The organism is Agromyces sp. Soil535, assembly GCF_001428255.1.
In the GTDB taxonomy this organism is placed as follows: domain Bacteria; phylum Actinomycetota; class Actinomycetes; order Actinomycetales; family Microbacteriaceae; genus Agromyces.
The window spans coordinates 269,029-294,686 of the sequence record NZ_LMRW01000012.1; the positions used below are offsets into that span (position 1 = coordinate 269,029).

General features: G+C 71.8%; 25 protein-coding genes. 18 read left to right on the top strand and 7 right to left on the bottom strand.

Translation table 11 applies throughout. The annotated features are described in order from the left end of the window. Window positions 1-48: 48 nt before the first annotated feature. From ASG80_RS10600 to ASG80_RS10620, 5 genes are all read left to right on the top strand, one after another. Entirely contained in the window at window positions 49-1,488 is a 1,440-nt protein-coding gene (locus tag ASG80_RS10600; RefSeq protein ID WP_056730349.1) for a GuaB1 family IMP dehydrogenase-related protein, read from the top strand. A 479-nt stretch (window positions 1,489-1,967) separates the two neighbouring features. After that, window positions 1,968-3,296: a hemolysin family protein gene (locus ASG80_RS10605; RefSeq protein WP_056730351.1), complete on the top strand. Its 1,329-nt coding sequence runs from the start codon at window positions 1,968-1,970 to the stop codon at window positions 3,294-3,296. Beyond that, on the top strand, window positions 3,293-4,330 hold the full coding sequence (locus ASG80_RS10610; RefSeq protein ID WP_056730353.1) for a hemolysin family protein: 1,038 nt from the start codon (window positions 3,293-3,295) through the stop codon (window positions 4,328-4,330). The genes ASG80_RS10605 and ASG80_RS10610 overlap by 4 nt, the downstream gene beginning before the upstream one ends. A gap of 79 nt (window positions 4,331-4,409) precedes the next feature. Continuing rightward, a complete protein-coding gene (locus tag ASG80_RS10615; RefSeq protein WP_056730355.1) occupies window positions 4,410-4,844 on the top strand; it encodes a VOC family protein in 435 nt (144 codons plus the stop codon). 135 nt (window positions 4,845-4,979) lie between these two features. Then, the gene (locus ASG80_RS10620) at window positions 4,980-5,402 is read left to right on the top strand and encodes a VOC family protein (RefSeq protein ID WP_056730358.1); all 423 of its coding nucleotides are present in this window, start codon (window positions 4,980-4,982) and stop codon (window positions 5,400-5,402) included. Window positions 5,403-5,424: 22 nt separating this feature from the next. Here ASG80_RS10620 and ASG80_RS10625 read toward each other — a convergent pair whose 3' ends face one another. Next, window positions 5,425-6,060 carry an HAD family phosphatase gene (locus ASG80_RS10625; protein WP_056730360.1) on the bottom strand — a complete coding sequence of 212 codons (636 nt, stop codon included), beginning with the start codon at window positions 6,058-6,060 and terminating at the stop codon, window positions 5,425-5,427. A 23-nt stretch (window positions 6,061-6,083) separates the two neighbouring features. Between ASG80_RS10625 and ASG80_RS10630 the strand changes: the two genes are divergently transcribed. The 4 genes from ASG80_RS10630 (at window position 6,084) to ASG80_RS10645 (ending at window position 10,042) form a co-directional block, all read left to right on the top strand. Further along, on the top strand, window positions 6,084-6,932 hold the full coding sequence (locus ASG80_RS10630) for an ADP/ATP-dependent (S)-NAD(P)H-hydrate dehydratase (RefSeq protein ID WP_056730362.1): 849 nt from the start codon (window positions 6,084-6,086) through the stop codon (window positions 6,930-6,932). A 94-nt stretch (window positions 6,933-7,026) separates the two neighbouring features. After that, complete coding sequence (locus ASG80_RS10635; protein ID WP_082590133.1) at window positions 7,027-8,286, top strand: glycosyltransferase 87 family protein; 1,260 nt, start codon at window positions 7,027-7,029, stop codon at window positions 8,284-8,286. A 44-nt stretch (window positions 8,287-8,330) separates the two neighbouring features. Continuing rightward, window positions 8,331-8,648 carry a thiamine-binding protein gene (locus ASG80_RS10640; protein WP_056730364.1) on the top strand — a complete coding sequence of 106 codons (318 nt, stop codon included), beginning with the start codon at window positions 8,331-8,333 and terminating at the stop codon, window positions 8,646-8,648. 119 nt (window positions 8,649-8,767) lie between these two features. Then, window positions 8,768-10,042 (top strand): MFS transporter, encoded by a 1,275-nt coding sequence (locus tag ASG80_RS10645; RefSeq protein WP_056730367.1) that lies wholly within the window; start codon window positions 8,768-8,770, stop codon window positions 10,040-10,042. Between the two features lie 76 nt (window positions 10,043-10,118). Here the strand turns inward: ASG80_RS10645 and ASG80_RS10650 are convergent, their stop codons facing one another. The 6 genes from ASG80_RS10650 to ASG80_RS10675 form a co-directional block, all read right to left on the bottom strand. Then, entirely contained in the window at window positions 10,119-10,769 is a 651-nt protein-coding gene (locus ASG80_RS10650) for a response regulator transcription factor (RefSeq protein WP_056730369.1), read from the bottom strand. Then, window positions 10,770-12,041 (bottom strand): hypothetical protein, encoded by a 1,272-nt coding sequence (locus ASG80_RS10655; RefSeq protein ID WP_056730371.1) that lies wholly within the window; start codon window positions 12,039-12,041, stop codon window positions 10,770-10,772. Beyond that, a complete protein-coding gene (locus tag ASG80_RS10660; RefSeq protein ID WP_056730931.1) occupies window positions 12,038-13,198 on the bottom strand; it encodes a sensor histidine kinase in 1,161 nt (386 codons plus the stop codon). Before ASG80_RS10660 ends, ASG80_RS10655 begins: the two co-directional genes overlap by 4 nt. 96 nt (window positions 13,199-13,294) lie before the next feature. After that, on the bottom strand, window positions 13,295-14,500 hold the full coding sequence (locus tag ASG80_RS10665) for a homoserine O-acetyltransferase (protein WP_056730373.1): 1,206 nt from the start codon (window positions 14,498-14,500) through the stop codon (window positions 13,295-13,297). A gap of 115 nt (window positions 14,501-14,615) precedes the next feature. Beyond that, window positions 14,616-15,941, bottom strand: a complete 1,326-nt coding sequence (locus ASG80_RS10670) for a bifunctional o-acetylhomoserine/o-acetylserine sulfhydrylase (RefSeq protein WP_056730376.1) — start codon at window positions 15,939-15,941, stop codon at window positions 14,616-14,618. Window positions 15,942-16,072: 131 nt separating this feature from the next. Continuing rightward, entirely contained in the window at window positions 16,073-17,266 is a 1,194-nt protein-coding gene (locus tag ASG80_RS10675) for an acyltransferase family protein (RefSeq protein WP_304439127.1), read from the bottom strand. Window positions 17,267-17,351: 85 nt separating this feature from the next. Between ASG80_RS10675 and ASG80_RS10680 the strand changes: the two genes are divergently transcribed. The 9 genes from ASG80_RS10680 to ASG80_RS10720 all read left to right on the top strand — a co-directional run bounded on the left by ASG80_RS10680 (window position 17,352) and on the right by ASG80_RS10720 (window position 25,654). Then, a complete protein-coding gene (locus tag ASG80_RS10680) occupies window positions 17,352-18,140 on the top strand; it encodes an SDR family NAD(P)-dependent oxidoreductase (protein ID WP_056730933.1) in 789 nt (262 codons plus the stop codon). Then, complete coding sequence (locus ASG80_RS10685; protein WP_056730380.1) at window positions 18,137-18,946, top strand: potassium channel family protein; 810 nt, start codon at window positions 18,137-18,139, stop codon at window positions 18,944-18,946. The genes ASG80_RS10680 and ASG80_RS10685 overlap by 4 nt, the downstream gene beginning before the upstream one ends. 9 nt (window positions 18,947-18,955) lie before the next feature. Next, a complete protein-coding gene (locus ASG80_RS10690; protein ID WP_056730382.1) occupies window positions 18,956-19,480 on the top strand; it encodes a phosphoribosyltransferase in 525 nt (174 codons plus the stop codon). Then, complete coding sequence (locus ASG80_RS10695) at window positions 19,477-20,199, top strand: Type 1 glutamine amidotransferase-like domain-containing protein (protein ID WP_056730384.1); 723 nt, start codon at window positions 19,477-19,479, stop codon at window positions 20,197-20,199. The genes ASG80_RS10690 and ASG80_RS10695 overlap by 4 nt, the downstream gene beginning before the upstream one ends. 1 nt (window position 20,200) lies before the next feature. Next, window positions 20,201-20,932 carry a uracil-DNA glycosylase gene (locus ASG80_RS10700; RefSeq protein ID WP_056730386.1) on the top strand — a complete coding sequence of 244 codons (732 nt, stop codon included), beginning with the start codon at window positions 20,201-20,203 and terminating at the stop codon, window positions 20,930-20,932. Window positions 20,933-20,941: 9 nt separating this feature from the next. Next, entirely contained in the window at window positions 20,942-21,520 is a 579-nt protein-coding gene (locus ASG80_RS10705; RefSeq protein WP_056730388.1) for a GNAT family N-acetyltransferase, read from the top strand. Between the two features lie 145 nt (window positions 21,521-21,665). Beyond that, window positions 21,666-23,141, top strand: a complete 1,476-nt coding sequence (locus tag ASG80_RS10710; protein ID WP_056730390.1) for a hypothetical protein — start codon at window positions 21,666-21,668, stop codon at window positions 23,139-23,141. Window positions 23,142-23,193: 52 nt separating this feature from the next. Continuing rightward, window positions 23,194-24,618, top strand: a complete 1,425-nt coding sequence (locus tag ASG80_RS10715) for an amidase (protein WP_056730392.1) — start codon at window positions 23,194-23,196, stop codon at window positions 24,616-24,618. A gap of 76 nt (window positions 24,619-24,694) precedes the next feature. After that, a complete protein-coding gene (locus ASG80_RS10720) occupies window positions 24,695-25,654 on the top strand; it encodes a siderophore-interacting protein (protein WP_056730394.1) in 960 nt (319 codons plus the stop codon). The last annotated feature ends 4 nt before the right edge of the window (window positions 25,655-25,658 follow it).

The window sequence follows — 25,658 nt, forward strand, 5'->3', positions numbered from 1 at the left end:
CCCCTCGCGCAGGCTCGGGTGCCCGGTTGCGGCGGTAGCGTGGGGCCCATGGAGTTCTACCGGACGACCCCCCGCCACGATCTCACGTACTCCGACGTGTTCCTCGTTCCGAGCCGGTCGGGCGTGACGAGCCGACTGGACGTCTCGCTCGCCCCCGACGACGGCTCCGGAGCATCCCTGCCGATCGTCTCGGCGAACATGAACTCCATCACGGGCCCCCGATTGGCGGCCACGCTGGCCAGGCGGGGCGGCCTCGGCGTGCTGCCCCAGGATCTCCACCTGCAAGACCTGGACGAGGCGATCCGGTGGGTGAAGGCACAGTCGCCCCGGTTCGACACCCCGCACGACTTCTCGCCCGACGACACCGTCGCCGATGCACTCGCGGTGCTGCCGCCGGTCCCCGGCCACGGCATCGTGCTGCACGATGCACGCAATGCGTACGTCGGATGCATCGCCGCGGAGCGACTGGCGACCGCCCTGTCCGACGCGCGCCTCGGCGACCTCGTGCACGGCGGGCTCGCGTCGCTCGACGCCGACGACGTCGACTCGCCCCGACGGGCGTTCGACCTGATGGTCGACGCCGGGCTCGACTTCGCTCCCGTGCTGGAGCACGGCCGGGTCATCGGCACGCTGAGCCTGCGGAGTGCCCTGCGCGGCACCATCTACGAACCCAACGTCGACGACCACGGCCGACTGCGGGTCGCCGCCGCCGTCGGCATCAACGGCGACGTCGCCGCGAAGGCACGGGCGCTCGTCGGTGCGGGCGTGGACATGCTGGTCATCGACACGGCGCACGGCCACCAGGAGGGCATGATCCGGGCGATCGGCATCGTGCGCGACCTCGACCTCGGCGTGCCGATCGTGGCCGGGAACGTCGTGACCGCCGACGCGGTGGCGCAGCTCGTCGAAGCGGGCGCCGACGTGCTGAAGGTCGGCGTCGGCCCGGGCGCCATGTGCACCACCCGCATGATGACGGCGGTCGGGCGGCCGCAGTTCTCCGCGGTGCTGGAGACGGCGGAGGCCGCACGGGAGGTCGGGGCGAAGGTGTGGGCGGACGGCGGCGTGCGGTACCCGCGCGACGTGGCGCTCGCCCTCGCGGCAGGCGCGGCATCCGTGATGATCGGGTCGTGGTTCGCCGGCACGATCGAGGCGCCGGGCACGCTCAGGCGTGATGCGCACGGCCGCCTCTTCAAGGAGAGCTGGGGCATGGCGTCCACGAAGGCGGTGCGCGAGCGATTCGATCGACTGTCGCCCTACGAGCTCGCGCGCAAGGAGCTCTTCGCCGAGGGCATCTCCTCGTCCGCGATCTACCTCGACCCGCTGCGCCCGTCGCTCGAGGACCTGCTCGACATGATCACGTCGGGAGTGCGCAGCTCGTTCACCTACGCCGGTGCGCGCTCGATCGAGGAGTTCCGCGAGCGGGCGCTCGTGGGCATCCAGTCCGCGGCCGGGTACGAGGAGGGCAAGGCGCTGCCGGTCAGCTGGTAGGCGCTGGGCGGACGCCGAGAAGGTGCTCGAGCGACCCGCCCCTGTGGAGGGACGCAGCCGCGCGCGCCACGACGGATGCAACCGTCGTCGCGGCGCTGTTCGAACTGTGGGACCACCGGTACGCCACCGCCCACGGCCGCATACCGATCGGGCCGGTGCCGACCTCGCGCGAGACACGGCTGCATCGTGCAGGCCGGGCGGGCCGTCGTGGGCGGTGGCGAGCAGATCACTGGGGCGAACTGCGCGGATCACTCCGTCGACGGGAAGGTCGCAGGGCCACACCGGCGGAGAGACGCGAGGGGAGTGATCCATCGAGTCAACCATGGCTGAGAAGGGCGGCAACTGCCCGTGTGACGAGCCCGTTACGGCTCGTGAGGCGGCCGGATGCCGCAGATATACTGGCGAGACAATGGACGATCCTCCCTCTGCGAATACGCCCGGCCATAGACCCTCGCCCGTGACCGAATGGGGAGGTGCGGATGTCTGAGTGGATCCTCCTCGGCATCGGACTCCTCCTCACGATCGGCACGGGCCTGTTCGTTGCGAGCGAGTTCGCGCTCGTCAACCTCGATCGCGCAGAGCTCGAGGCGCGCCGCGCCAAGGGCGAGACCCGCCTCGGACTCACGATCTCCGCGCTGAAGATCACGTCCACGCATCTCTCGAGCGCACAGCTCGGCATCACGCTCACGACGCTGCTCACCGGGTACACGATGGAGCCGGCGATCAGCTCGCTGCTCGCCGGCCCCCTCACCGCGCTCGGCCTGCCCGAGGGGATGGTGCGCGCGGTGGGCGCGACCACCGGGATCATCATCGCCACGCTGCTTTCGATGGTGCTCGGCGAGCTCGTGCCGAAGAACTTCGCCCTCGCCCTGCCGCGCCAGACGGCCATCCTGGTGATTCCGTTCCAGACGGCGTTCACGTGGGTGTTCCGTCCGGCGGTCGCGGTGCTGAACGGCAGCGCGAACGCCCTGCTCCGCGGCGTCGGGATCGAGCCGAAGGAGGAGCTGTCGGGGGCCCGATCCGCCGAGGAGCTCTCGTCGCTCGTGCGCCGGTCCGCGAGCGCCGGCCTGCTCGAACAGGACACCGCCACGCTGCTCGGGCGAACGCTCCGGTTCGCCGACCACGATGCATCCGATGTCATGACCCCCCGCCCCCGCGTGGCGGCGGTGCAGCGCCAGGAGCCGGCCGAGGCCGTGCTCGAGCTCACCCGCCAGACCGGCTACTCCAGGTTCCCCGTCTACGACGAGAACCTCGACGACATCGTGGGCGTCGTGCACGTCAAGCAGGCCTTGGTCGTGCCGCGCGAGCGGCGAGGGGAGGTGCCCGCGTCCGCCCTGCAGTCGGAGGCCCTGCGCGTGCCCGAGACGATCAAGCTCGACATGCTGCTCGGCGAACTCAGGGTGCGTGGGTTCCAGATGGCGGTGGTCGTCGACGAGTACGGCGGCACCGCAGGCGTCGCGACGCTCGAGGACCTCGTCGAGGAGCTCGTCGGCGAGGTCGCCGACGAGCACGACCGCACTCACGCCGGAATCGTGCGTCGCGGCGACGAGGTGAGCTTCCCCGGCATCCTCCGCCCCGACGAGCTCGTCGAACGCACCGGCATCCGAGTGCCGGAGAACGGCGACTACGAGACCGTCGCGGGGTTCGTCATGGCCGAGCTCGGGCGCCTGCCGGCGGTCGGCGACGAGGTCACCATCGACGAGGGCACCCTCGTCGTGCAGCGCCTCGACGGGCGCCGCATCGACCGGCTCAGGTTCGTGCCGAAGCCGGCGCCCGCCCGAGGCGATGAAGAGGGGGAGGAGCGATGAGCGACTGGGCCGGCCTCGTCTGGCTGTTCGTGCTGCTCATCGCGAACGCATTCTTCGTCGGCGCCGAGTTCGCCGTGATCTCGGCACGCCGATCCCAGGTCGAGCCGCTCGCCGAAGCGGGCCGGCGCAGCGCGAAGACCGCCCTGTGGGCGATGGAGCACGCGACGCTCATGCTCGCGATGAGCCAACTCGGCATCACGATCTGCTCGCTGCTGATCCTGAACGTCTCGGAGCCCGCGATCCACCACCTGCTCGAGGTGCCGTTGCACCTCACGGGCTGGTCCGACGGCGTCGTGTCGACGGTCGCGTTCATCATCGCCCTCGTGCTCGTCTCGTACCTGCACGTGGTCTTCGGCGAGATGGTGCCGAAGAACCTCTCGTTCTCGGTGCCCGATCGCGCCGTGCTGCTGCTCGCGCCGCCGCTCGTCTTCCTCGCGCGCCTCTTCCGGCCCATCATCGTGGCACTGAACGCCATGGCGAACGGGGTGCTGCGACTGTTCGGCGTGGAGCCCAAGAGCGAGGCGACCTCGACGTTCACGCTCGAGGAGGTGCAGACCATCGTCGACCAGTCGCGTCGCGAGGGAGTGCTCGACGACGCGAGCGGCACCCTCACCGCCGCGTTCGAGTTCACGACCAAGCGGGTGAAGGATGTCGCCGTGCCGATGTCGGCGCTCGTGAGCCTGCCGCCGACCGCGACGCCGGCTGACGTCGAGCGGGCGGTCGCACGTCACGGCTTCTCGCGGTACGTCATCCTCGGCGAGGACGGCGAGCCCGACGGCTATGTGCACCTGAAGGACGTCATCGACCTCGACGACGACGAGCTCGACGACCCCCTGCCTGCCAAGCGCGTGCGCCGGCTGGTCTCGATCTTCAACGGCACCGATCTCGAGGACGCGCTCGCGACCATGCGCCGGCTCGGCACGCACGTCGCTCGCGCGTTCGACGAGGACGGCACCACGACCGGCGTGATCTTCCTCGAGGACATCATCGAGGAGCTCGTCGGCGAGGTGCAGGACGCGACTCGGAGGACGTAGCGCGTAACCCGAATCGGGTGAGGTGCCTCCGCTCGGCCCGGCGTAGACTGGCGCCAACCCGAGGAATTGAGGAATTATCATGCTTGAGAAGCTTATGGCGACGGCTGTGCTCCCGGCTTCGGACCTGGCACGCGCGAAGCAGTGGTGGCATGACGTGCTTGGCCGCGATCCCGTGTACTCGGACGCCGAGGGCGAGGCCGAGTTCTACGACCTCGGCGGCACCAGCCTGATGGTCTATCGCACCGACTTCGCCGGCACCGCAAAGAACACGGCGCTCAACCTCATCACCGACGACCTCGACCGCGACATGACCCACCTCCGCACCCACGGCGTCATGTTCCACGACTACGACATGCCCGGCCTGAAGACGGTCGACGGGGTCGCAGAGATCGGCGAGGAGCGCGGGGCGTGGTTCAGCGACAGCGAGGGCAACATCATCGCGATCAGCCAGGTGTCCCCGGCGATGAGGGAGATGGCGGAGAAGATGCGCGCGGCCGCGGCGGGAATGGCCTGACTCCCGCCCATCGGTCCCAGCTCTCGGCGAGGCTCCGCAACCACGCCTCGAGCGACGCGGCATCCGTGAAGACGTGGCCGTCGCCGCCGAGTTTCCTGGCGCCCTCAACGCGGCTCTGGAAGTCAAGGAAACACCATGTTCGAGAAGCTCATCGCGATGCCCGTACTCGCCGCCTCAGACCTCGCCCGCGCACGACGGTTCTGGCACGAGGTGCTGGAGCACGACCCCGTCTACTCCGACGACGGCGGCGACATCTTCGACGTCGGCGGTATGCCGGTTCACGTCTACGAGTCGAGCTACGCGGGCACAGCGCAGAACACTGAACTCTCGTTCATCACCGACGACCTCGATCGTGACATGACCGCGATGCGGACGCGCGGCGTCGTGTTCCACGACTACGACCTGCCGGGGCTCACGACCGTCGACGGCGTTGCGGAGATCGCCGATGAGCGCGCGGCATGGTTCAGCGACAGCGAGGGGAACATCATGGCGATCGAGGAGCCCTCACCGGGGCGACTCGAGCAGGTGATGAAGATGAGGGCGGCCATCACGGGTTGAACGACGGGGCGTATGCCGCTCGTCACGCGGCGAGGCTCCGCAACCACGACTCGAGTGACGCGGCATCCGTGAAGACGTGGCCGTCGCCGCCGATCGCCTTCGCGCCGTCGACGTTCTCTGTCCTGTTGTCGACGAAGAGGAGCTCGGCCGGCGTGATGCCGAGCTCGCCGATGACATGCTCGTAGATCGCCGCGTGCGGCTTCACGAGCCCGAGCTCGCCGCTCACGAACACCCGCTCGAACAGGGGGGAGAACGACCCTGAGCGCAACCAGCCCGAGAAGTCCGCCCCGGCGTTCGAGAGCAGGGCGAGCCGGGTGCCGCCGTCGGCGAGGGCGTGCAGCACCCGGAGGGTGCCGGGGTCGACGCTGAGCCACCCGCGGTGGTCGATCGCCCACAGCTCGTGCACGTCGACCGGGTCCCAGTCGACCCCGAGGTCGCCGGCGACGGCGGTCCAGTACTCGGCGATGGACGCGGTGCCCTGGTCGAGCGGTTCCCGGTGCGCCCAGTACGCCGTCCAGAACGCGTGGGCGGCCACGCCCGCTCGAGCGACGAGCCGGGCGCGATCCGCGTCCGACGGCTCGCGCGAGATGACCTCCCCGTAGTCGAACACGACGACGCGGGGGGCGAGGCTGATCGGTGCGGCGGCTGTCGGAGGCATCCAGTCCAACCTATCGTTGGAGCATGACGACCGGGTGGCAGGAGTGGACCGCGGATGACGCGGCCGAGTGGATCGCCGCGCCGGCAGCCGGCGACGACAAGTACTCGCGCGGTGTGCTCGGCGTCGTCACTGGGTCGCAGGAGTACCCGGGCGCGGCGGTGCTCGGGGTGGAGGCCGCGCACCGCGCCGGTGTCGGGATGGTGCGCTACATCGGGCCGAAGGCGCCGCGCCAGATGGTGCTCGCCAGGCGCCCCGAGACCGTCACGGTGGCCGGGCGGGTCCAGGCGTGGCTGATCGGCTCGGGCATCGACCAGGGGCGGCGGTCGTTCGTGCTGCTCGGCGACCTCGGGCAGGCGCTCGCCGCGCTCGTCCCGGTCGTGCTCGACGCCGGGGCGCTCGACCTCGTGGGCACCCACACCGCGCCGACGGTCATCACCCCCCACGCGGGCGAGCTCGCACGGCTGCTGACCGCCCGCGAGGTCCCGGCCACCGTCGAGGAGGTGCGTGCCTCACCGGGGGAATGGGCCGAGCGCGCGGCCTCCGAGCTCGGGGTCGCGGTGCTCCTGAAGGGCGCGGTCACGTACGTGTGCGACCCTGACGGCGACCGCTACACCGTGACCGCCCCGACCCACTGGCTGGCGACGGCAGGGAGCGGCGACGTGCTCGGCGGCATTCTCGGCGCCCTCGTCGCCACCCACCACGAGCTGCTCGCGAAGGACGCTGAGGCCCTGACCGCCCTCGCGGCCACCGCGGCGTGGGTGCAGGGCGAGGCGGCGTGGCGCGCGAGCGCAGACGTCGGCGGGGGACCCGTCACCGCGCTCGACATCGCCGCTGCCGTGCCGGGCGTGGTCGGCTCGCTGCTCGAGCGCTGAGTCGGGCGCCCGGCAGGAATCGCGCCGGCCTGTCGGAGATCGGCGACACGTGCCGCGCACCGGCGGAGTGCGACGCTCGGCTAGGCTCGACGCCATGACGGCGGGGGACGTGCAGGAGACATCCGTGCGCAGCAGCCGACTCCGCCGGTTCCTCGGGGGGCGCGCCGCCCTCTGGCTCGCCTTCGCGGCCGTGCACGCCCTGCTCGTCGTGCTCAACCTGACGGCACAGGGCGGCCCGCTCTACGACGTCACCGAGGTGTACCGCGGCTGGACCGAGCTCGCCGCCGACGGCATCGTGCGGATGGGCATCGACGCGCCGTGGGTCTACCCGATCCTGGCGTTCGCGCCCATGACGGTGTCGCTCGCCTTCGGCCCCGACTGGTACGGAGAGACCTGGCTCGCCCTCGTCACGCTGCTCGATGCGGTGGCGTTCTCGATCCTCATCGGCACCCGCCGCATGTCGCACACGAGGCGGATCGCCGCGTGGTGGTGGCTGGGCTTCCTCGCGATGCTCGGACCCATCGCGCTCGGACGGATCGACGCGATCACGGTGCCGCTCGCGATCACCGGCCTGCTCTGGGCGGCGGGCCGCCCGCGGGTGGCGGCCGCCCTCCTCACGATCGGCGCGTGGGTCAAGGTGTGGCCGGCCGCGCTCCTCGGCGCGCTCCTGGTCGCGTCGCGCAGGCGCTGGGACGTCGCGACCGTCGCCGTGTCGCTCAGCGTCGGGATCCTGGGCGTCAGCCTCCTCGCGGGATCAGGGCTGAACGCCGTCGGCTTCATCGCCGAGCAGGCCGGCCGCGGCCTCCAGGTGGAGGCGCCGCTCGCCGTCGCCTGGCTCTGGCAGATCGTCGGCGGCGCGGCGGACGTCGAGGTCGTCTACGACCGCGACATCAACACCTTCCAGATCTCAGGGCCGGGTGCGGATGCCGCGGCCGGCACCACGATGCCGCTCATGGCCGTGGGCGTGCTGGTCGTGCTCCTCCTCGGCATCAGGGCGACGCGCCGCGGCGCCGCGCTCGGGCAGCTGCTCGCCCCGCTCGCCCTCTCGTTCGTCGTGGTGCTGATGCTCGCGAACAAGGTCGGCTCGCCGCAGTTCGCGACCTGGCTCGCGGCCCCCGTCGTGCTCGGCCTCGCGCTGCGGCCGCGCCGATTCCTCGTTCCCGCCGCGCTCGCGGCCGCCATCGCGCTGCTCACGCAGGTGATCTACCCCCACTGGTACGGCTGGCTGCTCGCCGCGCACCCTGGGTTCGTACTGGTGCTCACTGCGAAGGTCGCCCTGCTCGTCGCGCTCCTCGTGTGGGCGATCCGCGAGGTGTGGCGGGCGGGCTGCATCCGGGCTCGGCGGATGGCGTGAGAATAGGGGAAGGCAGTTCGGAGCACGAGTTAGGAGCAGGGCACATGCTGGTTGCGTTCTCACTGGCGCCGAGCGGGTCGGAAGGCCCGGAGGGATCCATCCATGATGCGGTCGCCGCCGCCGTCCGCATCGTTCGGGAGTCGGGGCTCCCGAACCGCACCGACTCGATGTTCACGACGATCGAAGGCGAGTGGGACGAAGTCTTCGACGTGATCCGCCGCGCGACCGAGGCGGTCGCCCAGTACGGGCCGCGGGTGTCCCTCGTCCTGAAGGCGGACATTCGCCCTGGTCGCGTGGGCGAGATCGATGCGAAGGTGGAGCGCCTGGAGGCGGCTCTCGAGGAGCGGGACGGCAGCGACTAGACCCCTGCAGCCTCCGCGCGGGCGATTGCGAGATCCGCTGCGACCGAGTGTCGCACGCGGCATCCGACCGTGATGACCTCACGCTATCGAATCGATTCGATCCGTGCGAGAATCGACGGGTGACCCCCTCAACCGACGGGCCGACGACGTTGTCGCCGGCCCGTATCCGTTTCGCGCTGCTGGCACTCGCCCTTGGCGGCTTCGGCATCGGCTCGACCGAGTTCGTGGCCATGGGCCTGCTGCCGAACATCGCGCAGGACCTGCTGCCGGGCGTCTATTCCCAGGACCCCGCGGAAGCGAACGCGGCGGCCGGATGGATCATCGCGGCGTACGCGCTCGGCGTCGTGGTCGGCGCCCCGACCATCGCGGCCGCCGCAGCGCGCTGGCCGCGCAAGCGCCTGCTGCTCGCGCTGCTGACGGCATTCACGCTCGGCACCATCGCTTCCGCGCTGCTCCCGTCGTTCGGCCTCGTGCTCATCGCGCGCTTCATCGCCGCGCTGCCGCACGGCGCGTACTTCGGCATCGCCTCGCTCGTCGCCGCGAGCCTCATGGGTCCTGGCAAGCGCGCCCGCGGCGTGGCGCTCGTGCTGTCGGGGCTCACGATCGCGAACGTGGTCGGCGTCCCAGCGATCACCTGGCTGGGGCAGTCGGCCGGCTGGCGCATCGCCTACCTCGCCGTCGCCGGGATCTTCGCGCTCACGTTCCTCGCCGTGCTCGTCGCCGTGCCGTGGCAGGCGGGCGATCCGCACGCGACCATGAAGCGCGAGCTGCGCGCGTTCATCCGCGTGCAGGTGTGGTTCGCGCTCGCGATCGGCGCGATCGGCTTCGGCGGGCTCTTCGCGGTGTACAGCTACGTCGCGCCCCTGGCGACCGAGGTCACCGGTCTCGCGCCCGCGCTCGTTCCCGTGGTGCTCATCGTGTTCGGCGTCGGCATGACGATCGGCAACCTCGTCGGCGGGCGGCTCGCCGACTGGAGCGTGCGGCGAAGCATGTACGTGTTCTTCGGGATTCTCGCCATCGGGCTCGTGCTGCTCGGCCTCACCGCCGCGGACCCCGTGGGCCTCTTCACCGGCGTCTTCCTCGTGGGCGCCTCGTCGGCGGCGCTGTCGCCCACGATCCAGGCCCGACTCATGGACATCGCCCGCGACAGCCAGTCGATCGCGGCCGCCCTCAACCACTCGGCCCTGAACATCGGCAACAGCCTCGGCGCGCTCCTCGGCGGCCTCGCGATCGCCGCGGGCCTCGGCTACGTCGCCCCGATCTGGATCGGGCTCGTGCTCACGATCGCGGGCGTGCTCCTCGCGGTCGGCACGTTCGCGCTCGACCGCGTACGCGGGCAGCGCGGGGTCGTCGTGCCGTACGCGACGGGCGCCGTCGAGGTCGTCGAGTCCTAGGCGCCACACGCATCCGCGCCACGCCAGGGATCGCGCGGGGCGGGCAGCCTCCGCGCGATCCCACCGCGGCATCTGCTCAGTCGGACTGGAGCAGGATGCCGTCGAGGATGGCGCGCTTGCGCAGCGCGACCTTGGTGCCGACGTCGTAACCGGCGACGCGGTACTTCTCGCGGATGCGCTTGAGGTAGCTCTTGGCCGTCTCCTCGGAGATGCCGAGCTGGAACGCCACCGCCTTCACGGGCTGGCCCGCGCCGTAGAGCGCCATCACCCGCCGCTCCTGCGCGGAGAGCTTGGGCACTGCGCCTTCGTCGGCGAGGGCGTCCTCGAGCTCGGGCGTCAGGTACGACTCGCCCATGCGGGCGGCGCGGATCGCCTCGATGATGTTCTCGACGGGCTCGGACTTCACGAGGTAGCCGAGCGCGCCCGAGCTGAGCGCCTCGCGCACGACGGCCGGCTCGGAATAGGTGCTCATCAGCATGGTCTGCACGCCCGCGGACTTCAGCATCGACAGCTTGAGCGAGACCGGGATGTTGTCACGCAGGTCGAGGTCCAGAAGTACGACGTCGACCGGGAACTCAGGGTGGGCGAGCAGCTCGGACCATGCCGGCACGGCCGCGACGAGCTCGATGTCGGATGCCGCGCCCCGAAGCCACTCGGACAGCGCGCCGAGCAGCATCCGGTGGTCGTCGACGATCGCGAGCCGGATCTGTTGATCGGTCTCAGCCATTCAGCGTTCCCCTCGATCGTGCGGCCCCCCTCGGGCCGGCGGACTGCCGACGTGCGTGTTCGGGTGCACCCGGCAGGTGATGTCGATTCGGAAGCCGTCTGCCCCCGTCTCGACCTCGTGGTCTCCGACACTACCGATAGCGTCCCACGTCCCGGGGTCCGCACGGCGTCGCGAGACGCCCGACACGTCGATCGACATGTCGAATGCGGCTTCCGCTGCCGACTCGTCGCTCGTCTCCCGGCAGGTGACATGCACGCGGAGGGGAGGTCCGGAGGCCTTCGGAGGGTCGGCCACGAGCAGCCAGAGCCCGAGCAGCAGCCCGTCGCGCTGTGCCTGGGAGAGCAGCCCGGCGGAGCCCGCCGGGTCGTCGACGGTGACCCGGTCGCTGAGGTACGCCGACTCCGTGACGGCGTGCCGGAGCCACGTGTCGGTGCGGCCCTCGATCAGGCGCACGCGCAGCCGTGCGGCGAGCGAGCCCGCTCGTTCGGCGGCATCCGGCGGCAGGGGGATGGCGATACGACCCGACCCGACGTCGTCGAGCAGCGTCTCGGCGTCGAAGTCCAGCTGTGCGAGCTCCTCGGAGGCGCGCATGCCGACGGCGGTCCGTGCGGTGGCGACCGTGCTCTGCACGAGGGACAGGTCGAGCTCGCGTCCGACGAGGCGGCGGAAGCCAGAGAGCGCGAGCGCCACGAGCAGGATCGGGAAGATCGCCGAGGCCGCGACGGCGATCCCGGCCACGGTGTACAGCTTCGCCGAGCCGACCTGGACGAGCGCCTCGACGGCGAGCACCGCCGCGATGGCGGCAGCCGCGGGCGCCGGCACGGTGATGCCGCGGATCGCGGCGACCGGCATGAGCACCGCGCCCGCAGCCGCGGCTGCGGTGGGGGTGACGCCGTTGGCGAGAAGTCCCGCGGTGGCAGTGACGTCCAGCCACACCGGTGCCGCGAGGCCCGCGAGGAGCACGATGTACAGCCAGTCGGGCAGCTGGCGGGACATCGACCGGGCGATGACGCCCACGCCGACGACCGCGCCGAGTGCGATCCACGCCGGCCACGGGCTTCTCCCGGCCAGGAAGTACGGTGTCAGCGCGACGGCGTGCAGGAGCTGCGCAGCGATGACGATGGCGGCCGCGATCGTGATGCCGGTGGCGAGCCGCCGGCCCCCGTGGCTCTCGCGTACGTCGCCCGCGCTGCGCACGGCGCGGGCGGAACGCGACGGGCGGCGGAACCCGTGATCCCGGCCGGCGCCGAGCTGGGATGCTCGCCCGGTCATGGCTTCGGCACCTCGAGCATGACCGTCGTCCCGGATCCCGGCGACGAGAAGATGCGCGCTCGGCCGCCCACCGTGTGCAGCCGGCCTACCACCGACTCGGCGTAGCCGAGCCGGGCTCCGTCCATCGTGTCGGGTTCGAATCCGGCGCCGGCGTCGGTGACCATGGCGCGCACGGTGTGGTCGTCGTCCGTCACGGTGACGTCGGCCTCGGTCACCCCTGCGTGCCGACGCACGTTCTCGAGGCACTCGCCGAGGGCGCCGAGGAGCGCATCGAGGGTCTCGCGTGGAAGCGCGAGCTGGCCGGCGCCGTGCCAGTTGACGTCGAGGCCCATGCGCGCGAACCGCTTCCGAACCGACTCGAAGGTGGTGCTCAGCACGTCGTCGTCGTCGGAATCGGGCGAGAAGATCGCGGTCGACCCGGCGTCGAGCGGCGCGCCGAGCCGCAGCTGGCGGAGCAGCCGGGCATCGTCGCCCGCCTGCTGCCTGAGTGGGCTCGCTCCCACGCCGACGCCCGAGTGGGCGAGCAGCGACAGCGTCGCGAGCACGGTGTCGTGCAGCACGCGCGCGTCCTGCCGCTGCTGCGCCTCGAGTTCGCTCGCCAGGCGCTCGGCCTCGTGCGCGCGTCCGACCTCGTCGATGCGATCGGACGCGTGGTCGATCGCTCGGTCGATCCACGCCCCGAGCACCGCGCAGGCGGCCCATCCCGCCGCAGTCGCCACGGCCACCGCCCGCAGGTCGTGTCCCAAGGACGCGACGATCCACGTGCTCGCGAGCACGGCGGCGGCGAGTGCCGTCACGAGGAGGCGCCCGCGGTGGCGTACCACGAGCGGGAGGGCGACCGAAGCCGAGGCCGCCCCGCCCGCGGCGGCCATCGCCGTGGTCGTGGCAGGGTCGAGCACGGATGCCGCGCCGAGCAGCATGAGCAGCATGATCGTCGCTGCGACGACCCCGAGGGCGGGCAGGAGGGCACCGCGGGACGAGTGCAGGACGATGAGCACGCCGATGAGCACGCAGATCACCGTTCCGACTGCGAGCTCCGGGGGTGATGCCGCACCGGGCACCAGCAGGCAGGCGAGTGCGCTCACGGAGCCGACGATCCCGGCGACTCGGGCGAGGCGTCGCAGGAGCCGGTCGCGTTCCTTGTGGATGCGCTTCACGCCACCCCCTCGCACGGTCGGGCACCCCCGACACACGAGTGCCGTCTTTCGAAACTGTACCGGAGTCGGCGCGGATGCCGCGTGCCCCGCGCGCGATCAGGCGGCGAGCAGGTGCCGCAGCGCGTCTCCGACGACCGTGTGCTCGATGAGGAATGCGTCGTGCCCGTACTCCGAGTGCACGAGCACGGGGTGCTCGCCGTGCACGCTGTTGCGCAGGGCTGCGGCGACCTCGACCTGGCCGTCGAGGGAGAAGTAGCGGTCGCTGTCGATGCCGAGCACGAGGCTCTTCGCGCGGACGCCGGCCAGCGCGGCGGCGGCCCCGCCGCGCCCCCGGCCCACATCGTGCGAGTTCATCGCCTCGGTGAGCACGAGGTAGCTGTTCGCGTCGAACCGGCGGGTGAACTTGTTGCCGTGGAAATCGAGGTAGGACTCCACTGCGAACCGCCCGCCCCCGCCGAGCGGGTCGAGGTCGGACTGCCAGCTGCGCTCGAAGCGCCCGTTGAGCTCGGCCGCGGTGCGGTAGTTCAGCATGGCCATGCGCCGGGCGAGCGCGAGGCCACGGGTGGGGCCGTCGCCCTCGGGGGCGTCGTAGTACTCGCCGCCGCGGAAGGCGGGATCGGTGCGGATGGCCTCGATCTGCACCGAGTTCAGCGCGACCTGGTCGGCGGTCGCCGCGGCCGGCGCGGCGAGCACCGCGATGCGCTCGACCGCCTCGGGTGCCATGATCGCCCATTCGAGCACGTGCATCGCACCCATCGATCCGCCGACCACCGCAGCGAACCGGTCGATGCCGATCGCCCTGGCGAACGCGAGCTGGCCGCGCACCTGATCGCGGATGGTGAGGAACGGGAAGCGGGTGGCCCACTCCACGCCGTCTGGCGCGAGCGAGGCGGGACCGGTGGTGCCCTGGCATCCGCCGAGCACGTTCGGGGCGACCACGAAGTACCGGTCGGTGTCGATCGCGAGCCCCGGACCCACGACCCCCGGCCACCAGCCCGCGCTCGGATGGGCGGGACCGGCCGGCCCGATGACGTGGCTGTCGCCGGTGAGCGCGTGCAGCACGAGCACCGCGTTGTCCCGCTCCGGCGAGAGCGTGCCCCACGTCTCGTACGCGATGCGGGCGCGCGGCAGGGTGGCGCCCGAGTCGAGCGCCACGTCGCCGATCGACACGAACCGCCGGTCGCCGACCGGGTCGCCGTCGCGCCAGGCGCCCGTCGCGGGCGCGCGGCCCTGCAGCGACTGCGCGCGCGCCTCCGACACGATGCCCGCGGGCACCGCGTCGGCGGTGGTCTGCCAGTCCATGTTCCGATTCTCCCGGTCCGCGGGGGGCGGCACGCGTTTGTTACGCGTTATGCCCGGACACGACGGATGCCGCGAGCCCATGCGGCTCGCGGCATCCGTGATCGACGTCCGGTCGTCAGACCCGCGCGGCCTCCGTGGCGGCGCGGGCGGCGGCGAGGCCCGCCTCGAGGTCGGCCTTCAGGTCGTCGACGTTCTCGATGCCCACCGAGAGCCGCACGAGACCGGGCGTGACGCCCGTCGTGAGCTGCTGCTCGGGGGTGAGCTGCGAGTGCGTCGTCGACGCGGGATGGATGACGAGCGAGCGCACGTCGCCGATGTTCGCGAGGTGGCTGAACAGCTGCAGGTTGTCGACGAGCGCGCGGCCGGCGTCGACGCCGCCCTTCAGCTCGAACGACAGCACCGCGCCGACGCCCTTCGGGGCGTACTTGTTGGCGGCCGCGTACCAGGGGCTCGAGGGCAGGCCCGAGTAGTTGACGCTCGCGACATCCGGGTGGTTGTCGAGCCACTCGGCGATCTCCTGCGCGTTCTGCACGTGCCGCTCGACGCGGAGCGAGAGCGTCTCGATCCCCTGGATGAGCAGCCATGCGCTGTTCGGGGCGATCGCCGCCCCGAGGTCGCGCAGCAGCTGCACGCGCGCCTTGATGATATAGGCGAGGCCGTCGCCGACGGCGCCCGTGTAGCTCGCCCCGTGGTAGCTCGGGTCGGGCTCGGTGAGCCCGGGGAACCTCTCGACGTTCTTCGACCACTCGAACTTGCCGCCGTCGACGATCACGCCGCCGATCGTCGTGCCGTGACCGCCGAGGAACTTCGTCGCCGAGTGCAGCACGATGTCGGCGCCGTGCTCGAAGGGGCGGATGAGGTACGGCGTCGCGATCGTGTTGTCGACGATGAGCGGCACGCCGGCGGCGTGGGCGACGTCGGCCACGAGGGAGATGTCGAGCACGTTGATCTTGGGGTTGCCGATGGTCTCCGCGAAGAAGAGCTTCGTGTTCGGGCGCACCGCGCGGCGCCACTCGTCGGCGTCGTCCTGGTGCTCGACGAAGGTCGTCTCGATGCCGAGCTTCGCGAGCGTGTACTTGAAGAGGTTGTAGGTGCCGCCGTAGATCGACGACGAGGAGACGATGTGGTCGCCGGCCTGGGCGATGTTCAGCACCGCGAACGTCTCGGCGGCCTGGCCCGAGGCGACGAGAAGGGCGCCGGTGCCCCCCTCGAGCGCGGCGATGCGCTCCTCGACGACGGCCTGCGTGGGGTTCATGATGCGCGTGTAGATGTTGCCGAACTCGGCGAGCGCGAACAGGTTCTGCGCGTGCTGGGAGCTGTTGAAGACGTAGGACGTGGTCTGGTAGATCGGGGTGGCTCGGGCGTTGGTCACCGGGTCGGGTGCGGCGCCCGAATGCACCTGCTTCGTCTCGAAGCGCCAGTCGGCGGCGTTCTCGCTCATGGAGGTCTCCTTCTCGGGGCGGGGTCGCCCCGCCCGGTCGCGAGCCACGTTACGTCCGGCCCACCTGGGCGGCAACGGACCCCGACACACGACGTAATCGCGTGGGGGTCGTGGTCGCGGCATCCGCTCGGCTACGCCCCCGGCCTCGGCTCATCGGGCGGGAGCGGCGGATCGGCCGACGGATGCGGCGACCCCGGCGCCGGGTCGGCGGGCGGCTCGGGCCGCGGCGGCATCGCGCCGGGCGGCAGCACGAGGGTGCCGGTCGCCGTGGACGGCTCGGGGCGGAACAGCCACCGCACCCGCGGTTCCACGAGCGGCCGGAACACGCGGCGCACGGGCTTCAGCGACAGCACCACCGAGATGCCGATGCAGAACAGGATCATCGCGGGCAGCACCCAGAACGGCTGGTCGCCCGCGAGGATGCCGGTCTCGCGGAACGGGAACAGCACGAACGTGTGCAGCAGGTAGATGTACATCGTCGCGGTGCCGAACGGGGTGAACCAGGTGGCCCGCCGCGGCATGAGCACCAGGAACGCCACCGTGAGCACCATCGCGAACAGCAGCAGTGCGAGCCGGATGGCACCCGACCACGGCTCGTCGTAGCCGATCGCCTGGTACGACTCGTCGTAGAGCATGAATCGGCGCAGCCTCAGGTCGCGCCACGTCTCGATGGCCATCGGCATCACGGCCAGCACCGCTGCGAAGAGGGCGATCGCGCCCGCCCGCCACCGCCACGCGACGCGGGACGGCAGGTCGAGCCAGCGCCCGGTGAGCTGCCACTGCCGCAGCTTCCAGCCGAACACGAAGAAGGGCAGCATCCCGAACGTGCGCGAGAGCGCGAGCGTCGCGTCGATCGACTCGGTGTATCCCGCCCCGATGGAGATGGCGATCGCGATGAGCAGCGGGTACCGCAGCATCACGAGGTAGGGCAGCACGATGCGCCACACGGCGAGCGCGATGAGGAACCACAGCGTCCAGGACGCGGTCGTGTAGTCGGGCTCGAACGCGCCGCCGAGCGCCCAGCGGAGGACGGTCCAGATCGTCTCGAAGATGAAGAACGGGAAGACGATGTCGGTGAGGATCTGCCTGAGCGCCCGCGCGTTCGGCGGGCCCGACTTCGAGAAGTAGCCGCTCACCATGACGAAGACGGCGACGTGGAACGAGTAGATGAACAGGTACACGCTGTACGCGACGTCGTCCTCGGCGATGAGCGGCAGGATGCCGTGCCCGATCACGACGAGCGTGATCGCGATCCACCGCGCGTTGTCCCAGAGCGGCACGCGCCGCTTCCTCGCCGGGGTCGTCGCGTGCGGCCTCGTGTGCATCATCCCATTCAACCGCACCGGGCCGACGGATGCCGCGGCCCGGCGCTTCGCGCGCTTTCGTCCGGTGGTGCGCCACAATGGGCGGATGGATGTGCTGCGAGCCGTCGTGACCGGTGCGAGCTCCGGGATCGGAGCAGCGACCGTGCGCGCGCTCCGCGCCGCGGGGTGGGAGGTCGTGGGCGTCGCCCGCCGCGAGGAGCGCCTGCGGGCGCTCGCGGAGGAGACGGGGGCATCCGTGTTCGTCGCCGACCTCACCGACCAGCGTGACGTGGACGCCCTCCGCGAGCACCTGGCCGCGACCGGCCCGGTGCACGCGCTCGTGAACAACGCGGGCGGTGCGAAGGGCCTCGACTCGGTGGAGGCCTCGTCGATCGAGGACTGGGCCTGGATGTTCGAGGTGAACGTGCTCGCCCTCAAGCGGGTCACGACCGCGCTGCTGCCGCTCCTTCGCCAGGGCGCCGTCGAGCGCGGGGTCGCCGACATCGTGAACGTCACGTCGATCGCCGGCCACACGGCGTACGTGGGCGGCGGCGGGTACAACGCGGCGAAGTTCGCGGCCCACGCGCTCACTGAGGTGCTCCGGCTCGAACTGAACGGCGAACCGCTCCGCGTGGTCGAGGTGGCGCCCGGCCTGGTGAAGACCGACGAGTTCGCGCTCGTGCGCTTCGGCGGCGACCGCGCCCGGGCCGACGCCGTCTACGACGACGTGCCCGAGCCGCTCGTGGCCGAGGACATCGCGGGCGTCATCGTCGATGCCGTGCTGAAGCCGCGCCACGTCGACCTCGACCTCATCGTCGTGAAGCCCGTGGCGCAGGCCGCACCCTACCGCCTCGCGAAGGGCGAGCTCGTGGTGCGAACGGAGACCGCGCCATGACCCTCCGCGGCGTGCCCGAGGGCGACCCGGCGACGCATCGTCGTCGGCGCTACGTCGACGCGACGGGGCGCACCCTCGCTTTGCTCGGCGTGTTCTTCGTCCTCGCCTACACGGTCTACGTGCTGTGGCCGGATCGGCCGCAGGGGGTGACGACCGTCCTGGCCGTCATCCTCATCACCACCTGGGTGATCTTCGTCATCGATGTCATCATCCGGATCTCGCTCACGCCCCGCGGCCGACGCTGGCATTACGCCTGGCATCATCCGTTCGAAGTGCTCTCGGCCATCCTGCCGGTGTTCCGTGCACTCCGCGTCATCGGCCTCCTGCAGAATCTCCCGGTCCTGAAACGGCACACGCCGACGGCGGTCCGAGCGCAGTTCATCATCCTCGCACTCGCCTACGCGGGCGCATGGGTGTTCTTCCTCGCGCTCGCCACGCTGGAGGCCGAGCGCAATGCGCCCGGGGCCAACATCGTGACGTTCGGCGATGCCATCTGGTGGGCGCTCGTCACGATCGCGACCGTGGGCTACGGCGACACCTACCCGGTGACCCCGCTCGGCCGGTTCTATGCGGTCCTGCTGATGGCCGGCGGCGTCGCGATCGTGGGCACCGCATCGGCGACGATCATCTCCTACCTCAACGAGCGCGTCGCCGGTCTTCGGCACCGGGGCGACACGCTCGCGGCGCCGTCGCTCTCGACGGGCGAGGAGCCCGACCCGTCGGCCACGCATGCCCTGCCGCTGGCCGACGCCGACGCCGACGCCGCCGACGCCGACGCCGAGCGTCCGGCGGGGCCCGCCGGGTAGCCTGTCGGGATGAGCTTCGATGCGAACGACGCGGCCACGGGCGTCGACGGGATCCGCCGCGAGATCCTCACCTGGGACGAGTTCGGCGACGCCGCACGAGCGCTCGCGGGCGACGTGCTGCGGGCGGGCTTCCGGCCCGACGTGGTGATCGCGATCGCGCGTGGCGGGCTCCTGCTCGCGGGTGCCATCGCCTATGCGCTCGGCACGAAGGCGTGCGGCTCGATCAACGTCGAGTTCTACTCGGGCATCGACGAGCGCCTGCCCGAGCCGGTGCTGCATCCGCCGATGCTCGACGCTCCCGCGCTCGGCGGCAAGCGCGTGCTGCTCGTCGACGACGTCTCGGACTCGGGTCGCACCCTCGCGAAGGTCGTGGCGATCATCCGCGACGAGGGCGCCGAAGTGCGCACCGCCACGCTCTACACGAAGTCGCACACCGTGCTGGAGCCCGATTTCGACTACCGCCGCACCGACGACTGGATCGTGTTCCCCTGGTCGGCGCTCCCGCCCGTCGACGCCGCGGAGGGCGCCGCGTGAGCGTGCACCTCGTGGGCGGCGGCGCGACCACCGGTACGGATGCCCCACTGTACGCGCCGTTCGTCGCCGAGGCCGTCCTGCGGGGCGGCGCCGCAGGTCGCGCGCGGCCGCGCATCGCCGTGATCTCACTGCACCCCGAGGCCCAGAAGGCCGCGGCGCTCGCCGATCTCCTGGTCGCGGCCGGCAGCGGCGCCGAGATCGAGGTGCAGCTGACCGCAGGGCGACCCGGCGAGCCGATCGGGCTCGCCGCGATCGCCGACGTCGACGGCATCGCCGTGGGCGGCGGCCTCGTCGAAGAGGTGCGCGCCGGACTCGAGCCGGTGTTCGGCGAGCTGCGTCGGCTGGTCGCCGGCGGGGTGCCCTACCTCGGCGTCTCGGCCGGCGCGATGATCGCTGCGGAGGGCTCCCTCGGGAGCGGCTCCCGCATCGGCGGCGTGCTCGTCGCACCGGAGGACCCGGCGGAGCCGGGGTTCGAGCTCGAGATCGAGGCCGGCATCGGTCTGGTCGACGTGGCCATCGAGGTGCACGTCGCCGAGCGCGGCATGCTCTCCCGCCTGGTCGCTGCCGTCGAATCCGGGCTCGTCGGCGGCGGGCTCGGCATCGACGAGCGCACGGCGCTGATCGTGGGCGACGGCGGCCTGCAGGTCGCCGGCCGCGGGAGCGTATGGCGGGTGCTGCCCGCCGACCAGGGCGTGCTCGTGTCGACGATCGGAGCCTGAGGTGGCGAAGTCGCTCGACGAGCTCGCGTCGAACGGGCTGATCGACCCGGGTTGGGCGAGGGCGCTCGCGCCCGTCGGGCCGCGGATCGCGGAGATGGGGGACTTCCTCCGCGCAGAGACCGCAGCCGGTCGTGGCTACCTGCCGAGCGGCGATCGCGTGCTGCGGGCGTTCGGCGCGCCGCTCGACGAGGTGCGGGTGTTGATCGTCGGGCAGGACCCCTACCCGACGCCGGGGCATCCGATCGGGCTCTCGTTCGCGGTCGATCCGCACGTGCGCCCCGTGCCGCGGAGCCTCGCGAACATCTACCGCGAGCTCGCCGACGACCTCGGCCTGCCGACACCCGACCACGGCGACCTCACGCCGTGGAGCGAACACGGCGTCATGCTGCTGAACCGGGTGCTCACGGTGCGCCCGGGTGCGCCGGCATCGCACCGCGGCATGGGCTGGGAGGAGGTTACCGACCACGCGATCCGGGCACTCGTCGCGAGGGGCACGCCGCTCGTCGCGATCCTCTGGGGCCGCGACGCCCAGAACCTCCGGCCGCTCCTCGGCGACACGCCCGTCATCGAGTCCGCGCACCCGAGTCCCCTGTCGGCGAGCCGCGGGTTCTTCGGGTCCAGGCCCTTCAGCCGGGCCAACGCGCTGCTCGAGGCGCAGGGTGGCGAACCGGTCGACTGGCGCCTGCCGGCGACGCCGTCGACGAGACATCCGGTCGCAAGATCCGCGGAGTAGTCTGGCCTGATGCTCGAGGAGGAATACCAGGAGCGACGGGTGCTGCCCCGGCACCTGCGCACGCCCGAGCCGGCCGAGGCGGCCTTCGAGTTCGCGATCCGCGAGGCGCGCCTCGCGGACATGCCGGCCGTCCGCGAGATCTACAACTACTACGTCGCGAACTCCACCGTGACGTTCGACGAGGACGCCATGACGCTTCGCGAGTGGAAGGCGAAGTTCGCCTACCTGCACAAGCTCGGCATGCCGTTCCTCGTCGCGGAGTCGCCGACGGGGCAGCTGACCGGCTACGCCCTGGTGGCGCCGTGGAAGCCGAAGCGCGCCTATCGCTACACGGTCGAGAACTCGATCTACCTGGGGCCGGCGGCCGCCGGAAAGGGGCTAGGGCGCGCGCTCCTCGCTGAGCTCATCGACCGCTCGAAGGCCGCCGGGCTCAAGGAGATGATCGCGGTCATCGCCGACCAGGGCGCCGAGGCGTCGATCGCGTTGCACGAGAAGTTCGGGTTCACCGAGATCGGGCGCATGGGCCGGGTCGGGTTCAAGTTCGACCGCTGGCTCGGCACGGTGCTGCTGCAGAAGTCGCTGAAGTAGCGGGCGGATGCCGCGGGCGCGGCACCCGGCGACCAGGCGCGACTGAGCGGAGTTCAGGCTCGCTTCAGCCCTTCCGACCTACGCTGCGGGCGATGGATCCGGGTCGCGTCCGCGACACCGGTCCGCCTCGACCACGGAGGTCGCCATGTTCTCGCCACCCTCGGAACCGCCCGAGCGGGCGACGCGAGCGGGTCGACACCGACGTGCCATCCGCGGGCCGGCAGGAGCGGTCGGAGCCGGGCTCGCGGCCCTCGTGCTCCTCACCCTGAGCGCGTGCGTTGCCGATTGGGGAGCCGGCACGTCGGCATCGACGGGGACGCCGTGCCAGGCAACCGCGCGCACGAAGGTGCCCCAGCCGAAACCCGCCCAACTCGAGGCGGCCGGCTTCGACGCGCTTCCCCTCGCACCCGACGCGAAGCGCGTGGACCTGGTCGCCGCGCCGTTCTCGCGGCCGACCGAGGTGACCAACCCGCTCTTCCCGATCAGCGAGCTGCAGTCGGTGGTGCTCAACGGGCTGGTCGAGGGCCTGCCGTTCCGCACGGAGACGACGCTGATGCCAGAGACCCGGATCATCGAATGGCTCCCCGGCCATTGCGTCACCACGGCGATTTCGCAGTACACCGCCTACCTCGACAGCCGGATCGAGGAGGTCGCCATCGACCACTACGCGCAGGCCGACGACGGGTCGGTGTGGTACCTCGGCGAGGAGGTCTACAACTACGCCGACGGCGTGATCGCCGAGACGTCCGGCACGTGGCTGGCCGGCAAGGAGGGTCCGGCGGCCATGATCATGCCGGGCCGCCCACGGGTGGGGCAGGCGTTGCGGCCGGAGAACATCCCGGGCCTCGTCTTCGAAGAGGTCGTCGTCACCGACGTCGACGTGACGGTCGACGGCCCGCGCGGCCGGGTGCGCGGTGCGCTGGTTGCGTCGGAGCTCCACTCGGACGGTACGATCTCGGACAAGGTCTTCGCTCCGGGCTACGGCGAGTTCTCGTCGGCGGACTCGGGTGACCTGGAGGCACTGGCGATCGCCGTTCCCATCGACGCGCTCCCAGGACCGGTGCCCGGGGCCCTCAAGGACCTCGGCGACTCCGCTCTGGCGGTCTTCGACGCGGCCGGGGAACCGGACTGGCCCGCTGCGGCCGCGGCCCTCGCCCGGCTGACGTCGGCGTGGACGGCGCAAGCCGACACCGGCGAGGTCCCACCGAGGCTCGTCGCGCCGACCGATGCGGCAGTGGCCGAGCTGACCCTCGCCGTCGCCGCGCAGGACGGCTACCTCGCGCGCGACGCGGCATTGCTCGCGCTCCAGTGCGCCCTCGACCTCCAGCTGCAGTACCTGGACGCCGCCGAAGTCGACCGTGCCAGGTTCGAGCTCTGGGCGCACCGGGTCATCAACGATGCGGCCGAGCCGAGCCTGTCGAAGGTGGCCGGCGACGTGAGCACCCTCGAATGGATCCGCGACCGCATCGTCCGGACGCTCGAAGCGGCGGAGCTCACGAGGGTCGATGCCCTGCTGGAGGAGCTCCGCGCCGGCGCGAGCGAGCATGACCTGGCAGCGGCGACCGACGCTGCGGCGGAACTGCTCGACGTCGTGGAGGGCGCCGGGTTCGCCGCGCAGTGAGACGTGTCATCACCCGGGCGGCCAGGAGGGTGGCGGACCGTAGGCTCGGAGGATGACCGAGCTCCACGAGTACACCGCCCTCGAGCTCCACCAGCTGCTGCAGCGTCGGCAGGTGTCGCCGGTCGAGCTCGCGCAGCACTACCTCGACCGCATCGCGCGGCTCGACGGCGCGGTCGGCGCGTTCGCCGCCGTGACGCCCGACACCGCCCTCGCACGGGCTCGGCACGTCGAGGAACACGTGCCGACTGCGGCGCCGCTCTGGGGCCTGCCGCTCGCCGACAAGGACCTGCACCGGCGCGCCGGGGTGCCAGCCCGGTTCGGCTCACGCGCATTCGCCGATTTCGTGCCGGACGACTCCGATGATCTCGTGGAGGCGGTGGACCTCGCCGGCGCGGTCAGCCTCGGCAAGAGCGCCACCCCCGAGTTCGGGCTCCCGTCGTACACCGAGGGGCTCGCCGGCCCGCCGACGCGGAACCCGTGGGACCCGTCGCTCGGCGCAGGCGGGTCGAGCGGCGGAGCGGCGGCCGCCGTGGCATCCGGGATGCTCCCATTCGCGCCCGGGACCGACGGCGGCGGCTCGATTCGGATCCCGGCAGCGGCCTGTGGGCTCGTGGGCGTGAAGCCGACGCGTGGGCGCGTGCCGGCGGGGTCGGGGCTCGCGACCCTCGCCGGGCTCGGCGTCGCCGGACCCATCGCGCGCAACGTCGCGGATGCGGCCCTGCTCCTCGACGGCATGATCGCGCCGGCGGGGTACCCCGCCGCGCACCGGTTCGCGGTACGGGCGCCGGGAGACGATGGACCGTACCTGGGTGCGGCGATCCGCGGCGAGGGACGGTTCCAGCTCGGCGTGATGACGGACTCGCCCTGGGACGAGGCCTACGAGATCGAGGTGGGGGACGAGGCGCGGTCCGCGCTGGACCGGGCGATCGCGGTGTTCGAGGGCCTCTGCCATGGCATCGAGGCGATGACGCCCGAGCCCGAACCGGGCTATCCGGCCGCGTTCCGCACGATCTGGCAGGCGGGGGCCGCGACCATCCCCGTCGACGGCGAGAAGGAGGCGCTGCTCGAACCGCTCACGAGCTGGCTCCTCCGACGCGGGCGCGCGCTGCCGGCCAGGCAGCTCGCCGAGGCCATCGTCTGGCTCGCGGGCTTCGAGGAGCGCGTCATCCGCCGGTTCGCGCCGTTCGACGCCGTGCTGACGCCGGCGCTCGCGTTGACGCCGCCGCCAGTGGGCTGGTACGACCAGCAGGATGGCGAGCGCAACTTCGCGCAGCAGGTGCAGTTCACCCCGTTCACCTCGTTCGTCAACGTGGCGGGGCTGCCGGCGATCACGGTCCCGGTCGAGGAGACCGCGGCGGGGTTGCCGATGGGCGTGCAGCTCATCGGGCGTCCGGGCGGCGAGGCGACGCTGTTCGGGCTCGGCGCGCAACTCGAGCGTCGGGTGCGGCGTGGGCACCGGCATCCGCCGAACTGGTGAGACGGCGTGTCGGCTCGCGTCGCGGCGCGTGACGTCACGATGGGATGCGCGCGCTGCCGTGTGCAAGACTTAGGTAATGCTTACCTCACTCGCTGAAGCCGCACCGCGCGAGCGCCCCGCCTACCGCAGTTTCCGAGTGCGGGTGGCCCGGGTCGAACGCCTCGCGCGGCACTTCACGAGCGTGACCTTCGCGGGCGACGACCTCGACGAGTTCGGCACGGCCGGCCTCGACCAGCGCGTGAAGGTCGTGCTGCCGCTGCCCGGGGTCGGGTTCGCCGCCTTCCCCGAGGGCGACGACTGGTACGGCGCCTGGCGGGAGCTCCCGGCGGGGCTCCGAAACCCGTTCCGCACCTACACGGTGCGGGCCGTGCGCCCCGAGGCGCGCGAGGTCGACATCGTGTTCGTCGGGCACGGGGACGCCGGGCCCGCCTCGGCATGGGCGGCCACGGCCGCGCCCGGCGACGAGGTCGTGCTCATCGGGCCCGACGAGCTGAGCCCCGGCCGCACGGTCGGCATCGACTGGCGGCCCGGCGAGGTCGAGACCCTCCTGCTCGCCGGCGACGAGACCGCCGCGCCCGCCATCGCCTCGATCCTCGAGTCGCTCCCGTCCGACGCGACCGGCATCGCCCTCATCGAGGTGCCCGCGCACGCCGACCGGCTCGGAGTGCGCGCACCGGCGGGCGTCGAGGTCCGCTGGCTGGCCCGTGAGGATGCGGACTGCCTGCACGGCGGCCTGCTCATTCCGGCGGTGCGCGACTGGGTCGTGCGTCACCTCGCGGCACGCGGCGTCGCCCGTACGGCCGACGTCGACGCGGCCACCGCGCTCGCGGCCGCCGAGCAGGCCGACCTGCCCGACACGCCCCTCTGGGACGTCCCCGAGGGGCACAGCCTCGATGGCGACTGCTACGCCTGGCTCGCGGGCGAGGCATCCGCGATCACCACCCTGCGCCGCTTCCTCGTGCGCGAGGCCGGCCTCGACCGCCGTCAGGTCGCCTTCATCGGCTACTGGCGCATGGGTCGCGCCGAGCTCGACTGACGAG